Annotated in this window: 14 protein-coding genes; 3 read left to right on the forward strand and 11 right to left on the reverse strand. The window is 74.6% G+C overall.

All coding sequences use genetic code 11. From position 1 onward, the window contains the following. Positions 1-39 precede the first annotated feature (39 nt). From mobA to JOE68_RS02005, 4 genes are all read right to left on the reverse strand, one after another. A complete protein-coding gene (mobA, locus tag JOE68_RS01990) occupies positions 40-594 on the reverse strand; it encodes a molybdenum cofactor guanylyltransferase (protein ID WP_239562090.1) in 555 nt (184 codons plus the stop codon). Positions 595-927: 333 nt separating this feature from the next. Beyond that, positions 928-2,223 (reverse strand): NlpC/P60 family protein, encoded by a 1,296-nt coding sequence (locus JOE68_RS01995; protein ID WP_307819440.1) that lies wholly within the window; start codon positions 2,221-2,223, stop codon positions 928-930. Positions 2,224-2,399: 176 nt separating this feature from the next. Beyond that, positions 2,400-3,929, reverse strand: coding sequence for an AMP-binding protein (locus tag JOE68_RS02000; protein ID WP_204840638.1), 1,530 nt, complete (start codon positions 3,927-3,929; stop codon positions 2,400-2,402). Positions 3,930-4,026: 97 nt separating this feature from the next. Continuing rightward, positions 4,027-4,800, reverse strand: a complete 774-nt coding sequence (locus JOE68_RS02005; protein ID WP_204840639.1) for an SIR2 family NAD-dependent protein deacylase — start codon at positions 4,798-4,800, stop codon at positions 4,027-4,029. 80 nt (positions 4,801-4,880) lie between these two features. On the opposite strand from JOE68_RS02005, the gene JOE68_RS02010 reads away from it, so the two are divergent. Together JOE68_RS02010 and JOE68_RS02015 are read left to right on the forward strand one after the other, a co-directional pair. After that, positions 4,881-5,291, forward strand: coding sequence for a hypothetical protein (locus tag JOE68_RS02010; protein ID WP_204840640.1), 411 nt, complete (start codon positions 4,881-4,883; stop codon positions 5,289-5,291). Continuing rightward, positions 5,288-6,778 (forward strand): proline-rich domain-containing protein, encoded by a 1,491-nt coding sequence (locus tag JOE68_RS02015; RefSeq protein ID WP_204840641.1) that lies wholly within the window; start codon positions 5,288-5,290, stop codon positions 6,776-6,778. Before JOE68_RS02010 ends, JOE68_RS02015 begins: the two co-directional genes overlap by 4 nt. Before the next feature lie 108 nt (positions 6,779-6,886). On the opposite strand, the gene JOE68_RS02020 is transcribed toward JOE68_RS02015, so the two are convergent. Next, positions 6,887-7,534 (reverse strand): hypothetical protein, encoded by a 648-nt coding sequence (locus tag JOE68_RS02020; RefSeq protein WP_204840642.1) that lies wholly within the window; start codon positions 7,532-7,534, stop codon positions 6,887-6,889. Beyond that, a complete protein-coding gene (locus JOE68_RS02025; RefSeq protein WP_307819441.1) occupies positions 7,531-8,274 on the reverse strand; it encodes an ABC transporter ATP-binding protein in 744 nt (247 codons plus the stop codon). Before JOE68_RS02025 ends, JOE68_RS02020 begins: the two co-directional genes overlap by 4 nt. A gap of 167 nt (positions 8,275-8,441) precedes the next feature. Here JOE68_RS02025 and acnA point away from each other — a divergent pair, with 167 nt between their 5' ends. After that, positions 8,442-11,300 carry an aconitate hydratase AcnA gene (gene acnA / locus JOE68_RS02030; protein WP_307819443.1) on the forward strand — a complete coding sequence of 953 codons (2,859 nt, stop codon included), beginning with the start codon at positions 8,442-8,444 and terminating at the stop codon, positions 11,298-11,300. Between the two features lie 108 nt (positions 11,301-11,408). Here acnA and JOE68_RS02035 read toward each other — a convergent pair whose 3' ends face one another. From JOE68_RS02035 to JOE68_RS02055, 5 genes are all read right to left on the reverse strand, one after another. Further along, positions 11,409-12,995, reverse strand: a complete 1,587-nt coding sequence (locus tag JOE68_RS02035; RefSeq protein WP_204840645.1) for an alpha/beta hydrolase — start codon at positions 12,993-12,995, stop codon at positions 11,409-11,411. Between the two features lie 179 nt (positions 12,996-13,174). Beyond that, entirely contained in the window at positions 13,175-14,149 is a 975-nt protein-coding gene (gene egtD / locus JOE68_RS02040; protein WP_204840646.1) for an L-histidine N(alpha)-methyltransferase, read from the reverse strand. Next, a complete protein-coding gene (egtC, locus tag JOE68_RS02045; RefSeq protein WP_204840647.1) occupies positions 14,146-14,892 on the reverse strand; it encodes an ergothioneine biosynthesis protein EgtC in 747 nt (248 codons plus the stop codon). The genes egtD and egtC overlap by 4 nt, the downstream gene beginning before the upstream one ends. 1 nt (position 14,893) lies before the next feature. Beyond that, positions 14,894-16,225 (reverse strand): ergothioneine biosynthesis protein EgtB, encoded by a 1,332-nt coding sequence (gene egtB, locus JOE68_RS02050; RefSeq protein WP_204840648.1) that lies wholly within the window; start codon positions 16,223-16,225, stop codon positions 14,894-14,896. Continuing rightward, positions 16,222-17,460: a glutamate-cysteine ligase family protein gene (locus tag JOE68_RS02055; RefSeq protein WP_204840649.1), complete on the reverse strand. Its 1,239-nt coding sequence runs from the start codon at positions 17,458-17,460 to the stop codon at positions 16,222-16,224. Before JOE68_RS02055 ends, egtB begins: the two co-directional genes overlap by 4 nt. Positions 17,461-17,565: the final 105 nt, after the last annotated feature.

The following is a 17,565-nucleotide window of genomic DNA, read 5'->3' on the forward strand; positions in this document are numbered from 1 at the left end:
AGTCTCCCCTGCCCCCGGTGTGGCTCTTGTGAAGGGGTCCTACCGCCCGAGGTCCGCCGGTGTGTCCACATCGCACGCTTCGCCGGGCCGGGCGGGAACGCCCTGCGGCGCCAGCGGTTCCAGCACCGACCGCATCGAGGCGCCGCGCGGTTCGGCGGGCAGCGCGGCGCGCAGCGCGGCGGTCCGCCACACCCCCGCCAGCCACTGCCGGCGGCCCCCGTCGTCGGTCAGCGCGGCCGGGGCGCCCGCGGCCAGCAGCCTGCCCACCGTGGCCGACGTCACCCCCGGCTGGTCGACCGCCAGCAGCACCACGACGTCGGCGCGCACGTGCGGCAGCCCGGCCGCCACGCCCGCGACCGGCCCCCCGCCGGGCGGCTCCTCGCGGGTCCACACCACCTCCGGCACGGCGCCCGGCACGTCCCTGGCCGGCCCGACGACGACCACGCGCCCGGCGTCGCGCACGGCGTCGAGGGCGTGGTCGAGCAGCGTGCGGCCGGCGACCACGACCGCGGCCTTGTCGAGGCCGCCCAGCCTGCTGCCCCGCCCCCCGGCGAGGATCACGGCGTCCCACCCGGCCGGCGCCCGGTTCGGCAAGGGTTTCCTCCTCGGCGTGCGCACCACCCCATCGTGCAAGCCCCGGCGCGGTGCCGCCGGGAGTTCACCCACTCCCGACGGCACCATCCCGGCCCCCCGGCGATCTCCCCCGGCGATCTCCCCCCGGTGATCCCCTGTGGTGATCCGCGGCGCCGCACCCGAACCCTCCCCGCGGGTGCGGCCCCACCGCGGCCGGCCCGCCTTCCCCTCGGGTGTGGCCGCAGGGACAGGGTGCACCACCGCGACGGCGAAATTCCTGAAGGATTCTTGAATCCGCAGGTCGACGCCCTGCGGGGGCGGGTGTCGAAAGCCTCCGGGCGGTGCGGCGCGGGGTCAGAGCAGGCGCGTCGCGTAGGGCATGATCCCGCCGTAGCGGACCGGGGCGACGCGCACGGACGAACCCGAGTACGGCGCCTCGACCATCATGCCGTCACCCAGGTACAGCGCCACGTGCGTGCCGCCGCCGGGGCCCCAGAACAGCATGTCGCCGCGCCGCGCCTCGGACAGCGGCACCTTGCGGCCGGCGTTGTACTGGTAGCCGCTGTAGTGGGGCAGGTAGATGCCGACGCCCGCGAACGCGTACATCATCAGGCCCGAGCAGTCGAAGCCGACGCTGTAGTAGTCGCCGTACGAGTCGGCCACGCCCCAGTCGCGCACGCCGACCGTCGGGCCGTCGTAGTTCCCGCCGCCCCACGAGTAGCGCACGCCCAGGTGCTCCAGCGCCCGCGCCACGACGGTCTCCACGCCGCTCCCCGCGGACGCCGGCGCCGTGACCGGGCGGGCCGGTGCGGCGGACCCGGCCGGCTCGGCCGGCGCCGCGGGCTCGGCGGGTGCCGACGCGGCCAGGCGGGCGGCCTCCTCGTCGGCGCGGCGCTTCTGGGCCAGCCACTCGTCGTACCGGGCGCGCTGGTCCTCCAGGCCGGCCACGGAGCCGAGCGCCCGGGCCAGCTCGCCCTCGACCCTGGTCTTGTCGTCCTGGATCGCGGCGGCCTGCCCGGCCTGGGCCTGCTGCGCCGCCACGGCCGCCTGCCGGGCCGCCTCGGCGTCGCGCTCGGCCTGCGCGGCGGCGTCCTGCCGGCGGGTGGCGTCGTCGAGCGCGGCGCGGGCCGCGGAGTCCTTGTTGGCCTGCTCGGAGCGGGAGCGCTCCACCTCCTCCAGCGCGTTGAGCCCGGAGTCGCCGACCGCCGCCAGCAGCTGCGCGCGGGCCAGCAGGTCCTCGGGGCTGGACGCGCCGAAGTACGCCGACAGCGACCCGATGGTGCTGCCCTGCTGGAAGCTCGCCGCGGCGAACTCGTCCAGCTCCCGGCGCGCGTCCTCCACCGCCCGGCTCGCGGCCTCGGCCTCGACGCGAGCCGCGTCCGCCTCGCGCGCGGCCTCGGCCGCCGCGCCCCGCGCGGCCTCCAGGTCGACGCGGGCCTTGTTGGCCAGCTCCATCCGGTGCGCCACGTCGTCGGTGAGCCGCTGGAGCCGGGCCTCGGCCTCGGTCAGCCGGCCGGTCAGCTCGCCGACCCGCGCGGCCTTGTCGTCGGCCTGCCGCCGGCTCTCGCCGATCTCCGCGTCGCTCGGGTTGGGCGGTGGCGGCGGGTCGGCCGCGGCCACGCCGGAGGAGAGCAGTGCGATCCCGATCACCACGATCACCCACCGAGCCACGAGCACCCGCCTCTCACCCGTTCGGCTCAATCGAATTGGACCGAACGGCGTCAACTGGACACTGCGGCGAACTGTGCCACTCCCGCACCGAGGTTTCCAGCCGACCCAGCAGGAACATCAGCCACATGGGTAACAGGCAGGCGTTAAACCTGTTCTCAGTTCACTTTTCGGTCCCGGTCGGCCCAGTACGGCTCGCGCAGCCTGAACTTCTGCACCTTGCCCGTCGCGGTGCGCGGGATGGCGTCGCGGAACTCGACCGACGTGGGCGCCTTGAACCCGGCCAGCCGCGCCTTGCAGTGCGCGATCAGCTCCGCCTCGGTGGCCCGCGCGCCCCCGGCGAGCACGACCAGCGCCTTGACCGTCTCGCCCCACCGGTCGTGCGGCACGCCGATCACCGCCGCCTCGGCCACGGCGGGGTGGCTGAACAGGGCGTCCTCCACCTCGATGGACGACACGTTCTCGCCGCCGGTGATGATCACGTCCTTCTTGCGGTCGGAGATGGTCAGGTGCCCCTCGTCGTCGAGCGAGCCGCCGTCGCCGGTGTGGAACCAGCCGTCCTCGACGGCCTCGGCGGTGGCGCCCGGGTCGTCCCAGTACCCGGCCATGACGACGTTGGAGCGGGCCAGCACCTCCCCGCCGCCGTCGACCCGCACCCGCACCCCGAGCGCGGGCGCGCCCGCGCGGGACAGCTTGTGGGCGCGCTCGTCGGGCGGGAGGTCGTCGTCGCCGGGGCGGGAGCGGTTGAAGGTGAGCAGCGGCGAGGTCTCGGTGAGGCCGTAGAGCTGGGTGAACTCCCAGCCCAGCTCCTCGGTGACGCGGGCGATGGTGCGGCTGGGCGGCGGCGCGCCGGCGCACACGACCCGGACCCGGCCGCGGCCGGGGATCTCGCCCTCCCACGTCCGGGCGGCGTCGAGCACGGTGTTCCAGACGGCGGGCGCGCCGCACATGAGCGTGACGCCGTGGTCGCGCACCCGGCGCAGGATCTCCGCGCCGTCGACCTTGCGCAGCACGACCTGCGGCGCGCCGACACCGGCCAGGGCGAAGGGCATCCCCCAGCCGTTGCAGTGGAACATCGGCAGCACGTGCAGGTAGACGTCGCGCTCCCAGGCGCGGGTGTGCAGGGCGAAGGTGACGGCGTTGAGCCAGATGTTGCGGTGCGTCAGCCGGACGCCCTTGGGGCGCGCCGTCGTGCCGGAGGTGTAGTTGAGGGTGGCGGTGGCGTCCTCGTCCGGGGCGGACCAGGGGCGGGGCTCGACGTCGAAGCGCAGCAGCTGGTCGCTCTCCCGCCCGAGCGTGAACCGGTGCCGGGCGGTGACCCCGCCGAGGTCGAGCTCGGGGTCGACCAGCAGCACCGACGCGCCGCTGTGCTCGACGACGTAGGACACCTCGTCGGGCTTGAGCCGGAAGTTGACCGGCACGCAGATCCGCCCGGAGGCGGGCACGGCGTGCAGCAGTTCGAGCAGCCGGGCGGAGTTGTGGCTGACCACGGCGACCCGCTCGCCCTCGCCGACGCCCAGCGCGTCGAACCCGGCCTGCCACGCCCGGACCCGGTCGGCGAACTGCCCGTAGGTGGTGGTCGGCACCGGGGCGGCAGGCTGGTCGGGCTCGTCCACGGTGGCAGTGGTGCCCGCGAAGACCTGCGCGGCACGGTCGAGGAAATCGGCGACGGTCAGCGGTACGCGCATGCGCGTTGACGTTATCGACGACCCCCGGCCGCGGCTACTCGCCGCCGACGCCGGAACCCGACCGGCGCAACGCCGCCGGGCCGGCGCGGGCGGGCGGTCACCAGGTGCTCGGGTCGCCCCACGTCCGCACCGGGGCCGACACCGCGACCGGCACCGCCGCCAGCTCCGGCAGCGACCGCCCCACCGGGCCGCGCACCACGGCCGCGGCCGACCCGTCGCAGGGCGTGGGCTCGGCGTTGCAGATCACCACCGCGGCGCCCGCCCGCGCCGCGAGCGCGACCAGCCCCGCCGCCGGCTCCACCAGCAGCGACGTCCCGGCGACCAGCACCAGGTCGCAGTCCACCGCCGCCGCGCGCGCCGCGCGCAGCACCTCCGGGTCCACCGGCTGCCCGAACGCCAGCGCCGTGGACCGCAGGACCCCGCCGCACAGCCGGCAGCGCGGGTCCCGCTCCCCGGCCCGCACGCGCTCCAGCGCCGCGGCCATGGAGCCCGGCGCGCCGCAGACCGCGCACACCGTCCCGGACAGCGACCCGTGCAGCTCGACGACGGCCGCGGACCCGGCCCGCTGGTGCAGCCCGTCCACGTTCTGCGTCAGCAGCGCCCGCAGGCGGCCGGCGCGCTCCAGCTCCACCAGGGCGCGGTGGGCCGCGTTCGGCACGGCCGCCCACACCGGGCTGCGCAGCCGGGCCTGCCACACCGCCCGCCGCACGGCCGGTTTCGCCAGGTAGTCGTCCGGGGTGGGCTCGCGGTCCGGCGACGGTCGCGGTCCGGACGGGCCGCGGAAGTCGGGGATGCCCGAGTCCGTCGACACCCCCGCGCCGGTGAGCGCGGTGATGCGCCGCGCCGCGGCCATCGCCTCCCGTGCGTCCATGCGCCCACCATTCCACGCCGCCCGTTTGCGAGCATTGCCGCGTGCGCAGGACATGGGGTGCCGCGATCGGCGTTGTCGGCTTGATCACAACAGTGGCCGGGACGTTCCTGCCGTGGCTGCGGTCCGGGCGGGTCGCGAGGGACAGTTACGAGGTGCTCGCGCTGCGTGGTTTCGCGGGGTTGGACGGCACTTCGGGCGAGCTGGTGCGGGCCTGCTGGGTGGCGATCACCCCGGCGGCGGTGTGCTGCGTGGTGCTCTGGCTGCTACGACTTCCGCGAATCGCCTCCTGCGCGGCCCTCCCGTTTGGCACGATCAGTGGAACGGTGGCGGCCCTTGCCGCCGTCCAAGGGGGCAACGAGGGCGCGATGGTCGGGATCAGCCTGACCGGACCGGTCGTCACCCTCGGTGGTGCCGTGCTGTGGATCGCGGGGGCGATCACCGTGCTCACCGCGAAAACCCGCACAGCGATCAGTCCAGGAGGAGCACCGTGAGCTACCCAGGTGGCGGCGGAGGCGAGTGGCCGCCGCAGAACAACCCGTACGGCCAGCCCCAGCAGGGTGGGTGGCAGCAGCAGCCGGGCTTCCCCCAGCAGGGCGGGCAGCAGGGCTACCCGCAGACCGGCCCGCAGCCCCAGCAGGGCTACCCGCAGACGGGTCCGCAGCAGGGCTTCCCGCAGACCGGGCCGCAGGGCTTCCCGCAGCAGGGGTTCCCCCAGCAGGGCTTCCCGCAGCAGTTCGGCCACCCGGGCGGCGAGCCGCCGAAGAAGAAGCGCACCGGCCTGGTGATCACGGCGGTCGTGGCCGTCCTGGCGCTGGCCGCCGGCACGTTCTTCACCGTCCGCGCGCTGCGCAGCTCCGACTCCGTCGCGGCCGGGTCGGAGAACCCGCAGACCGCGGCGAACAACCTGCTCGACGCGCTGGGCAGCGGTGACGTGCTGGGCATCATGAACGGCCTGGCGCCGGCCGAGGCGAAGCTGAGCAAGGACTACACCGAGGCCACCGTCAGCGAGGCCAAGCGGCTGGAGATCCTCAAGCCGGACGCCGACCCGCAGAAGGTCAGCGGCGTGCAGATCAAGAGCGAGGGCATCAAGTTCGACGAGGCCGCCGCCGAGAAGGTCAACGACCGGCTGACCATCACCAGGGTCACCGAGGGCCGGATCACCGTCACCTCGGACGTCAAGCAGATCCCGCTGACCGACAAGCTGGTCGAGGCGATGGGCGCGCAGCTGGACAAGGCGCCCGAGACCGAGACGCTCGACTTCGCCGAGGAGAAGGACAAGCGCAAGGGCAAGCCGATCGGCATCGCGACGATCAAGGTCGGCGACGAGTGGTACCCGTCGCTGTTCTACACGATCGCCAACGCCGCGCTGGAGGAGGAAGACCTCAAGTGGCCCGCCCAGGGCATCGCCGCGGCCGGCGCGGACTCGCCGGAGGCGGCGGCCAAGGGCCTGGTGGACAAGGCGCTCGCCGGTGACGTCGAGGGCGTCATCGCGCTGCTGCCGCCGGACGAGATGGGCGTGCTGCAGGACGTCGGCCCGGTGATCCTGGACCAGATCGGCCGCGTGCCGGCCACCGGCGCCGAGGTCCTCGAACTGGAGACCGACTCGAAGGACGTCACCGGCGGCAAGCAGCTGACCGTCCGCAAGCTCGTCCTGGAGATCAAGGGCGACAAGGGCGAGATCAGCCGGGACGGCGACTGCTACACGCTCAAGGCCGACGGCAAGTCGCAGCGGCTGTGCGCGGACGAGCTGACGCAGCTGGTGGAGCAGCAGGGCGGCCGCGACCTCCCGCCCGCCGCCGTCGACGTGCTCGCCCGCGTCGGCGCGCAGGTGCTCAAGGACGGCTTCGGCGTCGTCACCACCGAGGTGGACGGCAAGTGGTACGTCAGCCCGGTCCGCAGCTACAGCGAGGTCTTCCTGACGCTGCTGCGCGGGCTGGAGCCCAAGGACATCGACGAGCTGCTCAAGCTCGCCAAGTAGTCCCGCCCGACCCGAGCCCCCGCCGGAACGCGTTCCGGCGGGGGCTCGGCCGTTCCCGCCCGGCCCGGCGGGGCGTGGGCTTCCCGGCCGGTGGACCGGGCGGCGGGCCTAGCCGCGGCGCGGGCCCAGCGCCGCGGCCAGCAGCGTCGCGCCCACCACCAGCACCGCGGCGCAGGCCCCGGACACCAGCAGGTCGCCGCCGAGGCCGGTCCCGTGGCCCAGGGCGCCCAGCACGTTGCCGATCGGGGGCGTCCGCCCGAACAGGAACGCCAGGACGACCAGCGCCGTGGCGGCCAGGACCGCCCAGCCGGGCCGGGTGATCACCGGCCGCGCGCACAGCACGCCGACGCCCACCCCGGTCAGCCCGCACACCAGCAGCGAGGCCAGGCCCAGCGCGACCACGCCCGGCGGGTACGGGCGCGGCTGGGTCAGCACCGGCACGAGGGTCGCCACCACCGCCACCACCGCCACGGCCGCGCAGGACAGCAGCGCGACGGCGGCCTGCACGCGGCCCCAGCCGCCCGCCGTCGTCACGGTCACCGCCCGCCGCACCGGGTCCTCGGCGGTGGCCACCACGACGGTCAGCCACACCGCCGTCGGGTAGAGGAAGGCGCCGGGGCCGGCGTAGGCCGACGGCGGCGGCCCGGCGTCGCCGGCGTTGAACATCGCCAGCACCGCCCCGAACACCAGCAGCGGCGGCAGGTAGCGCTGGCTGCGCAGCAGGTCGGCGAGCAGGTACCGCACCAGGGCCGTCACGACCGCACGCTCCGCACCGAGCAGCCCAGCCGCAGCGCCTCGGCCAGCACCGCGTCGCTGCACCCCGGCTCGACCTCCACCCGCGCGCCGCCGCCGACCGCGCGAGCCGCCCGCACCCCGGCGAGCGAGCCGACGCGGTCGAGCAGGTCGCCCACCCGGTCCAGCTCGATCACCACGCCGGCGCGCACCGCGCCCAGCGGCAGCTCGCGCGCGCCGGGCAGGTCGTGGCCGTGGTGGTCGGTGAGCAGCACCGCCGCGCGGGTCGTGGCCACCAGCTCGGCCAGCACCGCGCCGGCGGCGGCGTCCAGGCCGGACCACGGCTCGTCGAGCACCAGCAGGTCCGTCGCGGCGAAGGTCTGGGCGACGGCGACCTTCTGCGCGTTGCCCTTGGACAGGGTCGCCATCGGCGCGTCCGGGTCCCCCGCGAAGCCCAGCGCCTCCACCAGGTCCCACCGGGCCGGGACGCCGCGCACGGCGGCCAGGTGGCGCAGGTAGTCGCGCGCCGACAGCCGCACCCCCGGCGGGAACCGCTCGGGCAGGTAGCCCACCGACGCGGGCCGCTCGACCCGCCCGGTCGTGGGCCTGCTCAGCCCGGCGGCGATCCGCAGCAGCGTGGACTTGCCGGAGCCGTTGCCGCCCCGCACCACGACCGGCTCGCCCGGCGCCGCGGTGAGCGAGACGTCCGCCAGCACCCACGGCCCCCGCCCGTACCGCTTCCCGATTCGATCAAGTCGCACCACGGGTGTGATGATGCTCCGAGCTACGTGGGGCCGACTTGAAGCCGAATACAGGACAAGCGTACTGTTTACGGCGGGAAGGCGCCGCGCCCCGGGGTGCGGAAGACTCACGAGAAGTTCCCAACCGAAAGTTCCCAACCGACTTTGCGCGTCACCAGATGGAGTTGCACGTGACTGGACCAGGGAAGGACGTGCCCGCCGGCACCGGGGGCACCAGCAAGGACAGCTTCGGCGCCCGCGGCGCGCTCACCGTGGGGGACGCCTCGTACGAGGTGTTCCGGCTGAGCGCGGTCGAGGGGGCCGAGCGCCTCCCGTACAGCCTGAAGATCCTGCTGGAGAACCTGCTGCGCACCGAGGACGGCGTGAACATCACCGCCGACCACGTGCGCGCGCTGGGCAGCTGGGACCCGTCCGCCGAGCCGGACACGGAGATCCAGTTCACCCCCGGCCGCGTCGTGATGCAGGACTTCACCGGCGTGCCGTGCGTGGTCGACCTCGCGACCATGCGCGAAGCGGTCACCCAGCTGGGTGGCGACCCGACGAAGGTCAACCCGCTCGCGCCCGCCGAGCTGGTCATCGACCACTCGGTCATCGCCGACATCTTCGGCCGCCCGGACGCGTTCGAGCTCAACGTCGACCTGGAGTACGAGCGCAACCGCGAGCGCTACCAGTTCCTGCGCTGGGGCCAGACCGCGTTCGACGAGTTCAAGGTCGTCCCGCCGGGCACCGGCATCGTCCACCAGGTCAACATCGAGCACCTGGCCCGGGTCGTCATGGTCCGCGACGGCCAGGCGTACCCGGACACGCTGGTCGGCACCGACTCGCACACCACCATGGTCAACGGCATCGGCGTGCTGGGCTGGGGCGTGGGCGGCATCGAGGCCGAGGCCGCGATGCTCGGCCAGCCGGTGTCCATGCTGATCCCGCGCGTGGTGGGCTTCAAGCTGCACGGCGAGCTGCCCGCCGGCGCGACCGCCACCGACCTGGTGCTGACCATCACCGAGATGCTGCGCCGGCACGGCGTGGTCGGCAAGTTCGTGGAGTTCTACGGCTCCGGCGTGGGCGCGGTGCCGCTGGCCAACCGCGCCACCATCGGCAACATGAGCCCCGAGTTCGGCTCCACCTGCGCGATCTTCCCGATCGACGCGGAGACCATCGACTACCTGGAGCTGACCGGCCGCACCGCCGAGCAGCTCGCGCTGGTCGAGGCTTACGCCAAGGAGCAGGGCCTGTGGCACGACCCGGCGCGCGAGCCGGTGTACTCCGAGACGCTGGAGCTGGACCTGTCGACGGTCGTCCCGTCGATCGCCGGCCCGAAGCGCCCGCAGGACCGCATCGAGCTGACCGCGGCCAAGTCCGCGTTCCGCCAGGCGCTGGGCGCGTACGTGTCCGACACCGAGGACGCGACCCGGTCCAGCGTGGACGAGGGCGTCGAGGAGACGTTCCCGGCCAGCGACCCGGTCTCGGTGGCCGACGGCGACGCGGGCGGCGCGCCGCGCGTGGTCCACTCCGCCGCCGAGGGCGCGGACGGCCGGCCGTCCAACCCGGTGAAGGTGAGCCTGGACGGCGCGGAGTTCGAGCTCGACCACGGCGCGGTGGCGATCGCCGCGATCACCTCGTGCACCAACACGTCCAACCCGTCGGTGATGATCGGCGCGGCGCTGCTGGCGAAGAAGGCCGTGGAGAAGGGCCTGGAGCGCAAGCCGTGGGTCAAGACCACCCTCGCGCCGGGCTCCAAGGTCGTCATGGACTACTACGAGCGCGCCGGCCTGCTGCCGTACCTGGAGAAGCTGGGCTTCCACCTGGTCGGCTACGGCTGCACCACGTGCATCGGCAACTCGGGCCCGCTGCAGGACGAGATCTCGGCGGGCATCAACCAGGGCGACCTGGCGGCGGTGTCGGTGCTGTCGGGCAACCGGAACTTCGAGGGCCGGATCAACCCCGACATCAAGATGAACTACCTCGCGTCCCCGCCGCTGGTGGTGGCCTACGCGCTGGCCGGCTCGATGGACAAGGACATCACCACCGAGCCGCTGGGCACCGACGCCGAGGGCAACCCGGTCCACCTGTCCGACATCTGGCCGTCGCCGCAGGAAGTCTCCGAGGTCGTCGCGGCGTCGATCTCCCCGGAGGGCTTCACCAAGGGCTACGCGGACGTGTTCGCGGGCGACCAGCGCTGGCAGTCCCTGCCCACGCCGACCGGCAAGACCTTCGAGTGGGACGACCGGTCCACCTACGTCCGCAAGCCCCCGTACTTCGAGGGCATGGAGATGGAGCCGAAGCCGGTCACCGAGATCGGCGGGGCGCGCGTGCTGGCCCTGCTGGGCGACTCGGTCACCACCGACCACATCTCCCCGGCCGGCGCGATCAAGGTCGACTCCCCCGCGGGCAAGTACCTCACCGAGCACGGCGTCGAGCGCAAGGACTTCAACTCCTACGGCTCGCGGCGCGGCAACCACGAGGTGATGATCCGCGGCACGTTCGCGAACATCCGGCTGCGCAACCTGCTGCTCGCCGACGAGAACGGCGGCCAGGGCGTGCAGGGCGGCTTCACCCGCAACTTCCTGGCCGGCGGCGAGCAGACCACCATCTACGACGCGTCGGTGGCCTACGCCGAGGCGGGCGTGCCGCTGGTGGTGCTGGCGGGCAAGGAGTACGGCTCCGGCTCGTCGCGCGACTGGGCGGCGAAGGGCACGTCGCTGCTGGGCGTGCGCGCGGTGATCGCCGAGTCGTTCGAGCGCATCCACCGCTCCAACCTGATCGGCATGGGCGTCCTGCCGCTCCAGTTCCCCGCCGGCTCGTCGGCGGCCGACCTGGGCCTGGACGGCACCGAGACGTTCGACTTCACCGGCATCACCGCGCTGAACGACGGCGAGACGCCGCGCACGGTGCACGTGGTGGCCACGAAGGAGGACGGCTCGAAGGTGGAGTTCGACGCGGTGGTCCGCATCGACACCCCCGGCGAGGCCGACTACTACCGCAACGGCGGCATCATGCAGTACGTGCTGCGCAAGATGGTCCGCAGCTAGAGCACCGCGAACGGCGAGGGGCCGTCCACCGACCGGTGGGCGGCCCCTCGCCGTTCCCGGTGGCGGTGCGGCCGGCGCGGGTGAGCGCGCCGGCCGCACCGCCACCGACTAGAACGGCTGGGTGTCGGGCTGGAAGACCTGCCCCTCGGCCGGGGCCTTGAGGCGGACCAGGTAGTCGGTCACGGCCGTGTCCGCGCCCGCGCTCTTGCCGAGGATGCAGTGCCCGAACGCGTCCACGGTGATCAGCCGCGCGTTGCCGAGCTGACGGGCCATCTGCTGCGAGAACCGGTACCGCGTCGCCGGGTCGTAGTAGTTGCCCACCACGACCACCGGGTTCGGCGTCTTGCGGTGCCACGGCCCGGCGTAGCGGTCCGGGCGCGGCACCGGCCACGTCGCGCAGGTCAGCAGGTCGGCCGCGGCCTGCTGGCGGCCGAACGTCGGCGACTCGCGCTCCCACTTCGCGGCCAGCGGCGGGAAGAGCCCCGGCACCCGCGGGAACGGCTTGTCGGTGCAGTTCACGCCGAAGTACGAGTCGTCGGACAGGTACTCGGCGTCACCGGGCAGGCCCACGTGCACGTCGGCCAGGCCGTGCCTGTTGGGCAGCGGGGCCACCGGCTCCGGCGCCTGCTGCGCGGACGTCGCCGCCGAGGGGCGCAGCACCCCGTGCACGGCCTGCAACCAGGCCGCCAGCGCCGGGAACCGGGCCGGCGCGTACAGGTCGCCGGACACCCGGCCGATGTAGCTCGCGTGCGTCACGACCTCGCCCGTCGGCAGGGTGACCGGGGCCTCGCGCAGCGCGTCGCGCACCTCGTCGAACTTGGCGCGCGGGTCGCCGTCGCTGTAGGCGCACTTGGGGCCGTCGGCGTCGCACCGCCGGAGGAACGCGTCCAGGGCGAGTTCGAAGCCCTGCGCGCGCTGCCGGTCGTACTCCACGCCGTCGGAGGTGCGCAGCGCCGGGTCGACGTTGCCGTCCAGCACCAGCGCCCGCGACTGCTTCGGGAAGACGTTGGCGTAGGTCGCGCCGAGCAGCGTGCCGTAGGAGAACCCGACGAACGTCAGCGCCTTGTCGCCCACGCCCCGGCGCAGCAGGTCGAGGTCGCGCGCGACGTCCTCGGTGGACATGTGCCGCAGCAGCGGTCCGGCGGTGCGCCGGCAGGCGTCGGTGTAGTCCTCGGTGGCGGCCATGGTGTCGCGGATCTCGGTGCGGGTCACCGGGACCGGCGCCATGCGGCCGAAGACCGCGGCGGCCTCCTCCTCGGTCTCGAAGCAGCGCAGCGGCGTGCTGCGGCCCACGCCGCGCGGGTCGAACCCGATCAGGTCGAACCGCCGCAGCACCTCGGGCTGGAAGAACGAGCTGCCGAACCCGGCGTAGCGCAGGCCCGCGCCGCCGGGACCGCCCGGGTTGATGAACAGCGAGCCGATGCGGGCGGCCGGGTCGGTGGCCGGGGACTTCATCAGCGCGATGGTGATCTTCTCGCCGTGCGGCTCGCGGTGGTCCAGCGGGACCGGGTGGTTCGCGCAGCTGACCCGTTCGCGCTGGGCGGCCGGGATCAGGGCGAGCACGTCGTCCGCGCACCTGGTCCACTGCACGGGCGGCGCGGCGCCCTGCGCCTCCTGCGCGGCGGCCGGCACGAGGCCGGACACCGCGGCGCCCAGCGCCACCGCGACGACCAGCGATCTGCTTGCGAGCTTCACGGTTCGCGCTCCTCACGTCTCCCGGCGCCGCCCCTCGTCGTCCCGCGGCGCCGCCGCGCGAGGCTCTCACCCGCGCGGCGCGCGGAACACCCGCAGAACGGAGGGTTTCCGCTTCGCGGTCGAGCCGGGCGGGCGCCCGGGACCCGGCGGGTGCTCCCGACCGGGTCCCGGGCGCCGGCTCAGCCCTCGACGCGCGCGAGCGAGAGCGCGAACCGCCCCCGCTCGTCGGTCCACCAGCGGTGCGGGGCGAACCCGGCGGCGGTCAGCTCCCGCTCCACGCCCTCGCGCCGGAACTTCGCCGACACCTCGGTGCGCAGCTCCTCCCCGGCGGCGAAGCCCACGTCCAGCCCGAGCGCGGCCACGTGGGCCCGCACCGGTCGGACCGCGCGCAGCCGCATCTCGACCCACTCCTCCTCGGCGTTCCACAGCGCCACGTGGCGGAACGCCAGGGGGTCGAAGTCCGCGCCCAGCTCCCGGTTGAGCACCCGCAGCACGTTGCGGTTGAACTCGGCCGTGACGCCGAGCGCGTCGTCGTAGGCCCGCACCAGCACCTCCGGGTCCTTGACCAGGTCGGTGCCCAGCAGCAGCCACTCCCCCGGCTCCAGCACGTCCCGCACGGAGGTCAGGAACTTGTCCCGCTCCTCGGGGATCAGGTTGCCGACGGTGCCGCCGAGGAACGCCACCAGGCGCGGCGGCGCGCCCGGCAGCAGGCCCAGGTGCTCGGTGAAGTCGCCGACCACGCCGTGCACCCGCAGCCCGGGGTAGTCGGCCAGGATCTGCCGGGCCGCCTCGGTCAGGGCGCTCGGGGACACGTCCAGCGGCACGAACTCCGCCAGCGTCCCGTGCGCGCGCAAGGCGTCCAGCAGCAGCCGGGTCTTCTCCGACGAGCCGGACCCCAGCTCCACCAGGGCCCGCGCGCCGGTCGTGGCGGCGATCTCGCCCGCCCGCGCCCCCAGGATCTCCCGCTCGGCGCGGGTCGGGTAGTACTCGGGCAGCCGGGTGATCCGCTCGAACAGCTCGCTGCCCGCCGCGTCGTAGAACCACTTCGGCGACACCCACTTGGGCGTCGCGGTCAGCCCCGTCCTCGCCTCGGCCCGCAGCGCGACCGCCGCGTCCTCCGGCGTCAGGTGCACGTCCAGCGCTGGCTCGGTCATGATCGTCCCATCGGTTGAACGTCCACAGTGGAGTGATCGGCGGTGACGACGTGCCGGTCCGGCACCTCCCGCCAGCGCGGGTCGTCGTCCAGCGGCTCGGAGGCCGCGGTCACCGCGCCGCCGCCGGAGCGCACCCACAGCGAGTGCGTCCAGGTGGTGCCGACGAGCACGGTCCCGTCGGTCAGCAGCAGGTTCAGCCGCGAGCCCGGCGCGGCCTCGGCCACCTCGGCCACCACCGACGCCACGGCGGCGGTCGGCGGCGCGGTGGCCAGGCGCGCCCGGACCAGCGCCCACAGCAGGGCCGAGTCGGTGGGCGCGTCCAGCGTGAGCAGGTCGGTCACCGGCAGCGCCGCGGCCGGGCCGGCGACCGAGCCCGGCCAGCCGACGACCCGGCCGTTGTGGCTGAACAGCCACCGGCCGTCGGTGAACGGCGCGCACGCGGTCTCCACCACCGGCATCCCGGTGGTGGCCGACCGGACGGCCGCGAGGATCGCGCCGGAGCGCAGGACCCGGCTCAGCGCGGCCAGGTTCTCGTCCGACCACAGCGTCCCGGCCCGGCGGTAGCGCACCGCCGGGCCGCCCGGCTCGGGGTACCAGCCCACCCCGTAGCCGTCGACGTTGACCGTCCCGCCGGCGCGCATGTCGCGCGGCTGGTACGACTGGCGCAGCAGCGAGTGCGGCGGGTCGTGCACCAGCGCCGCGATGGGCACGGCGGGGCCCAGGTAACCCAGGTGGCGGCACACGTCAGGCGCTCTCCCCCGGCGCGGCGTCGCGCGCGCAGCGGAACCCGGCGAAGATCTGCCGCCGGATCGGGTAGTCCCAGTTGCGGAACGTCGACCGCACCGCCACCGGGTCGGTGCCGAACGACCCGCCGCGCAGCACCTTGTAGTCGGGGCCGAAGAACACCTGCGAGTACTCGGCGTACGGGAACACCTCGAACCCGGCGTAGCCGTGGAAGTCCGAGCTGGTCCACTCCCACACGTCGCCGATCAGCTGGTGCACGCCCAGCGCCGACGCGCCCGCCGGGTACGCGCCCACCGGCGCGGGCGACAGGTGCCGCTGGCCGAGGTTGGCGTGCAGGCCGGTCGGCTCCTCGTCACCCCAGGGGTAGCGCCGGGAGCGGCCGGTGGCCGGGTCGAAGCGGGCCGCCTTCTCCCACTCCACCTCGGTGGGCAGCCGCTTGCCCGCCCACTTCGCGTACGCCTCCGCCTCGTGGAAGCACACGTGCACGACCGGCTGCTCCGGCACGACCGGCGCCGGCACGCCGAACGCCGTGCGGAACCACCGGTCGCCCTCGCGCCGCCAGAACCGGGGCGCCACCAGCGACTCCCGCCGCACGTGCGCCCAGCCCTCCGCCGACCACCAGCGCGGGTCCCGGTAGCCGCCGTCGGCGATGAACGCGGCGTACGCGCCGTTGGTGACCGGGGTCGTGTCGATGAAGAACGCGCCCGTGGACGCCTGGTGCGCGGGCCGCTCGTTGTCCAGCGCCCACGCCTCGGTGGAGGTGCCCATGGTGAACGGGCCGGCGGGCACCAGCACCTCGGCCGGGCCGGTGGGCCCGCCGCGCGGCGGGGCCGGCGCGTCCAGCGCCGGCGGCCCGACCCGCAGCTGGTGGGTGGCCAGCATGGTCTCGGCGTGCTGCTGCTCGTGCTGCACGACCATGCCGAACGCGAACCCGCCGTCGAGCAGCCGACGGCCCTCCAGCGGGCTGGTCGCCAGGACGTCGAGCACCTTCTCGCGCACCTCGCCCACGTACCCGCGGGCCTCGGCGGGCCGGAGCAGCGGCAGCTCCGGCCGCGCGGCGCGGGCGTGCTTGAACGCGTCGTACAGCTCGTCGACGTCCCGGCGCACCGGCTCGCGGCCGCCGACGTCGCGGACGAGCCACAGCTCCTCCTGGTTGGCGATGTGGGCGTAGTCCCACACCAGCGGGGACATCAGCCTGGAGTGCTGGCGCACGAGGTCGTAGTCGTCCACCGCGTCGGTCAGCGCGGTGGTGCGCCGCCGCGCCCTGCTCAGCTCGGTGGCGACGCGGGCGCGGAGCCGCTCCACGCCGGTGTTCTGGTCGATGCCGGTCATGAGTGGGCCCCTCCGGTCTTCTCGGCGAGCGTGCGGTGCAGTTCCTCCGCGACGGCGTCGGTCTGGGCGACCGACAGGTCGGTGTTGACCAGCGCCGCGCAGCCCAGGGCGACCACGTCGCGCGCCGCGCGGGCGAGCGCCGGGTCGGCCAGGCCGTAGCGGGCGGCGGTGAGCCAGCGGTTGGCCGCCGCCGCCGTGGCCGCCAGCACCCCGTCCACCACGGCCCGGTCGCTGAACAGCGCCGCCAGCAGCACGACCGGCGCGAGCCAGCCGCCCGGCGGCGGTGTGTCCAGGTAGCGGACCTCCACGTACCCGCGCGGGCGCACCGGCGGGAACTGCAGCGTCAGGTGGTAGTCCAGGTCGTCGGCGGTGGGCGCGGAGCCCAGCGCGCCGCCGACCCACTCGGCGAAGGTCAGGCGGCGCGGCGGCAGCCAGCTCGAACCCGGTCTGCGCACCACGATCACCGGGGTGTCGAGCACCCGCCGCGCCCACGCCGCCGCCGGGTCCGCGCACACCGCCGCGGGGCGGGTGCGCGCGGGGTCGGTGGCGTGGACGACGCGCATCCGGGCGCTGGCCCAGTCGGTGCGCCGGCCGGCCACGCCGGGCGAGTTCGCGAACAGCGCGATGAGCACGGGGCCCAGCGCGTGCACGGCGGCCCAGCGGGCGGCGAGGTCCTGCTCGTGGCCGAAGTCCAGGCACACCTGGAGCCCGGCGGTGCTGCACATCATCGTGATGCCCTCGGGCCCGAGCGGCGCGAAGGCGTGCTCCATGGCCGCGTAGCGCGGGACCTGGAGCACCCGGTGCGGGGGGCGGTGCGGGTCGGCGCCGCGTTCCCCGAGCACGAGGCCCGCGGGTCCGAGGAGGCCGGTGAGGTGGTCGATGTCCGCGGCGACGGTCCCGAGCAGCTCGGTGAGCGAGCCGCTGGGCGGGGTGGAGATCTCCACCTGGCCGCCGGGTTCGACGGTGAGCGGCGTCCCGCCGGGCAGCGGGTGCTGCGGGCTGCCGGGGACGAGCGAGGGTGGTGCGTGTCTGCCCAGGGCTGCCGCGAGCGCGTGGCGGTCGAGCGGCTTCGCCGGGTCTTCGCGGTGGTGGACGGTCCATTCCAGTTCGACCCCGAGCAGGCGCGGGGGGCCGTGCTTGAAGCAGACCGAGGCCACGTAAGCCTCGGCCTGCGCGCGGTCCCGGAACACCGCCGGGGTCGGCCCCGGCGCCGGGGTACTACGGACAGCATTCATGGTGAGCACTCCCCGTGTTCATTCCTCGTCGTTTCGACGCTACACGGGGGCACCGACAGAAACAGGGGTGCGGAACCCTTGCGGAGCAATGACATCCGGCCGTTC

Origin of the sequence: Saccharothrix algeriensis, from assembly GCF_016907655.1 — a bacterium.
Lineage (GTDB): Bacteria > Actinomycetota > Actinomycetes > Mycobacteriales > Pseudonocardiaceae > Actinosynnema > Actinosynnema algeriense.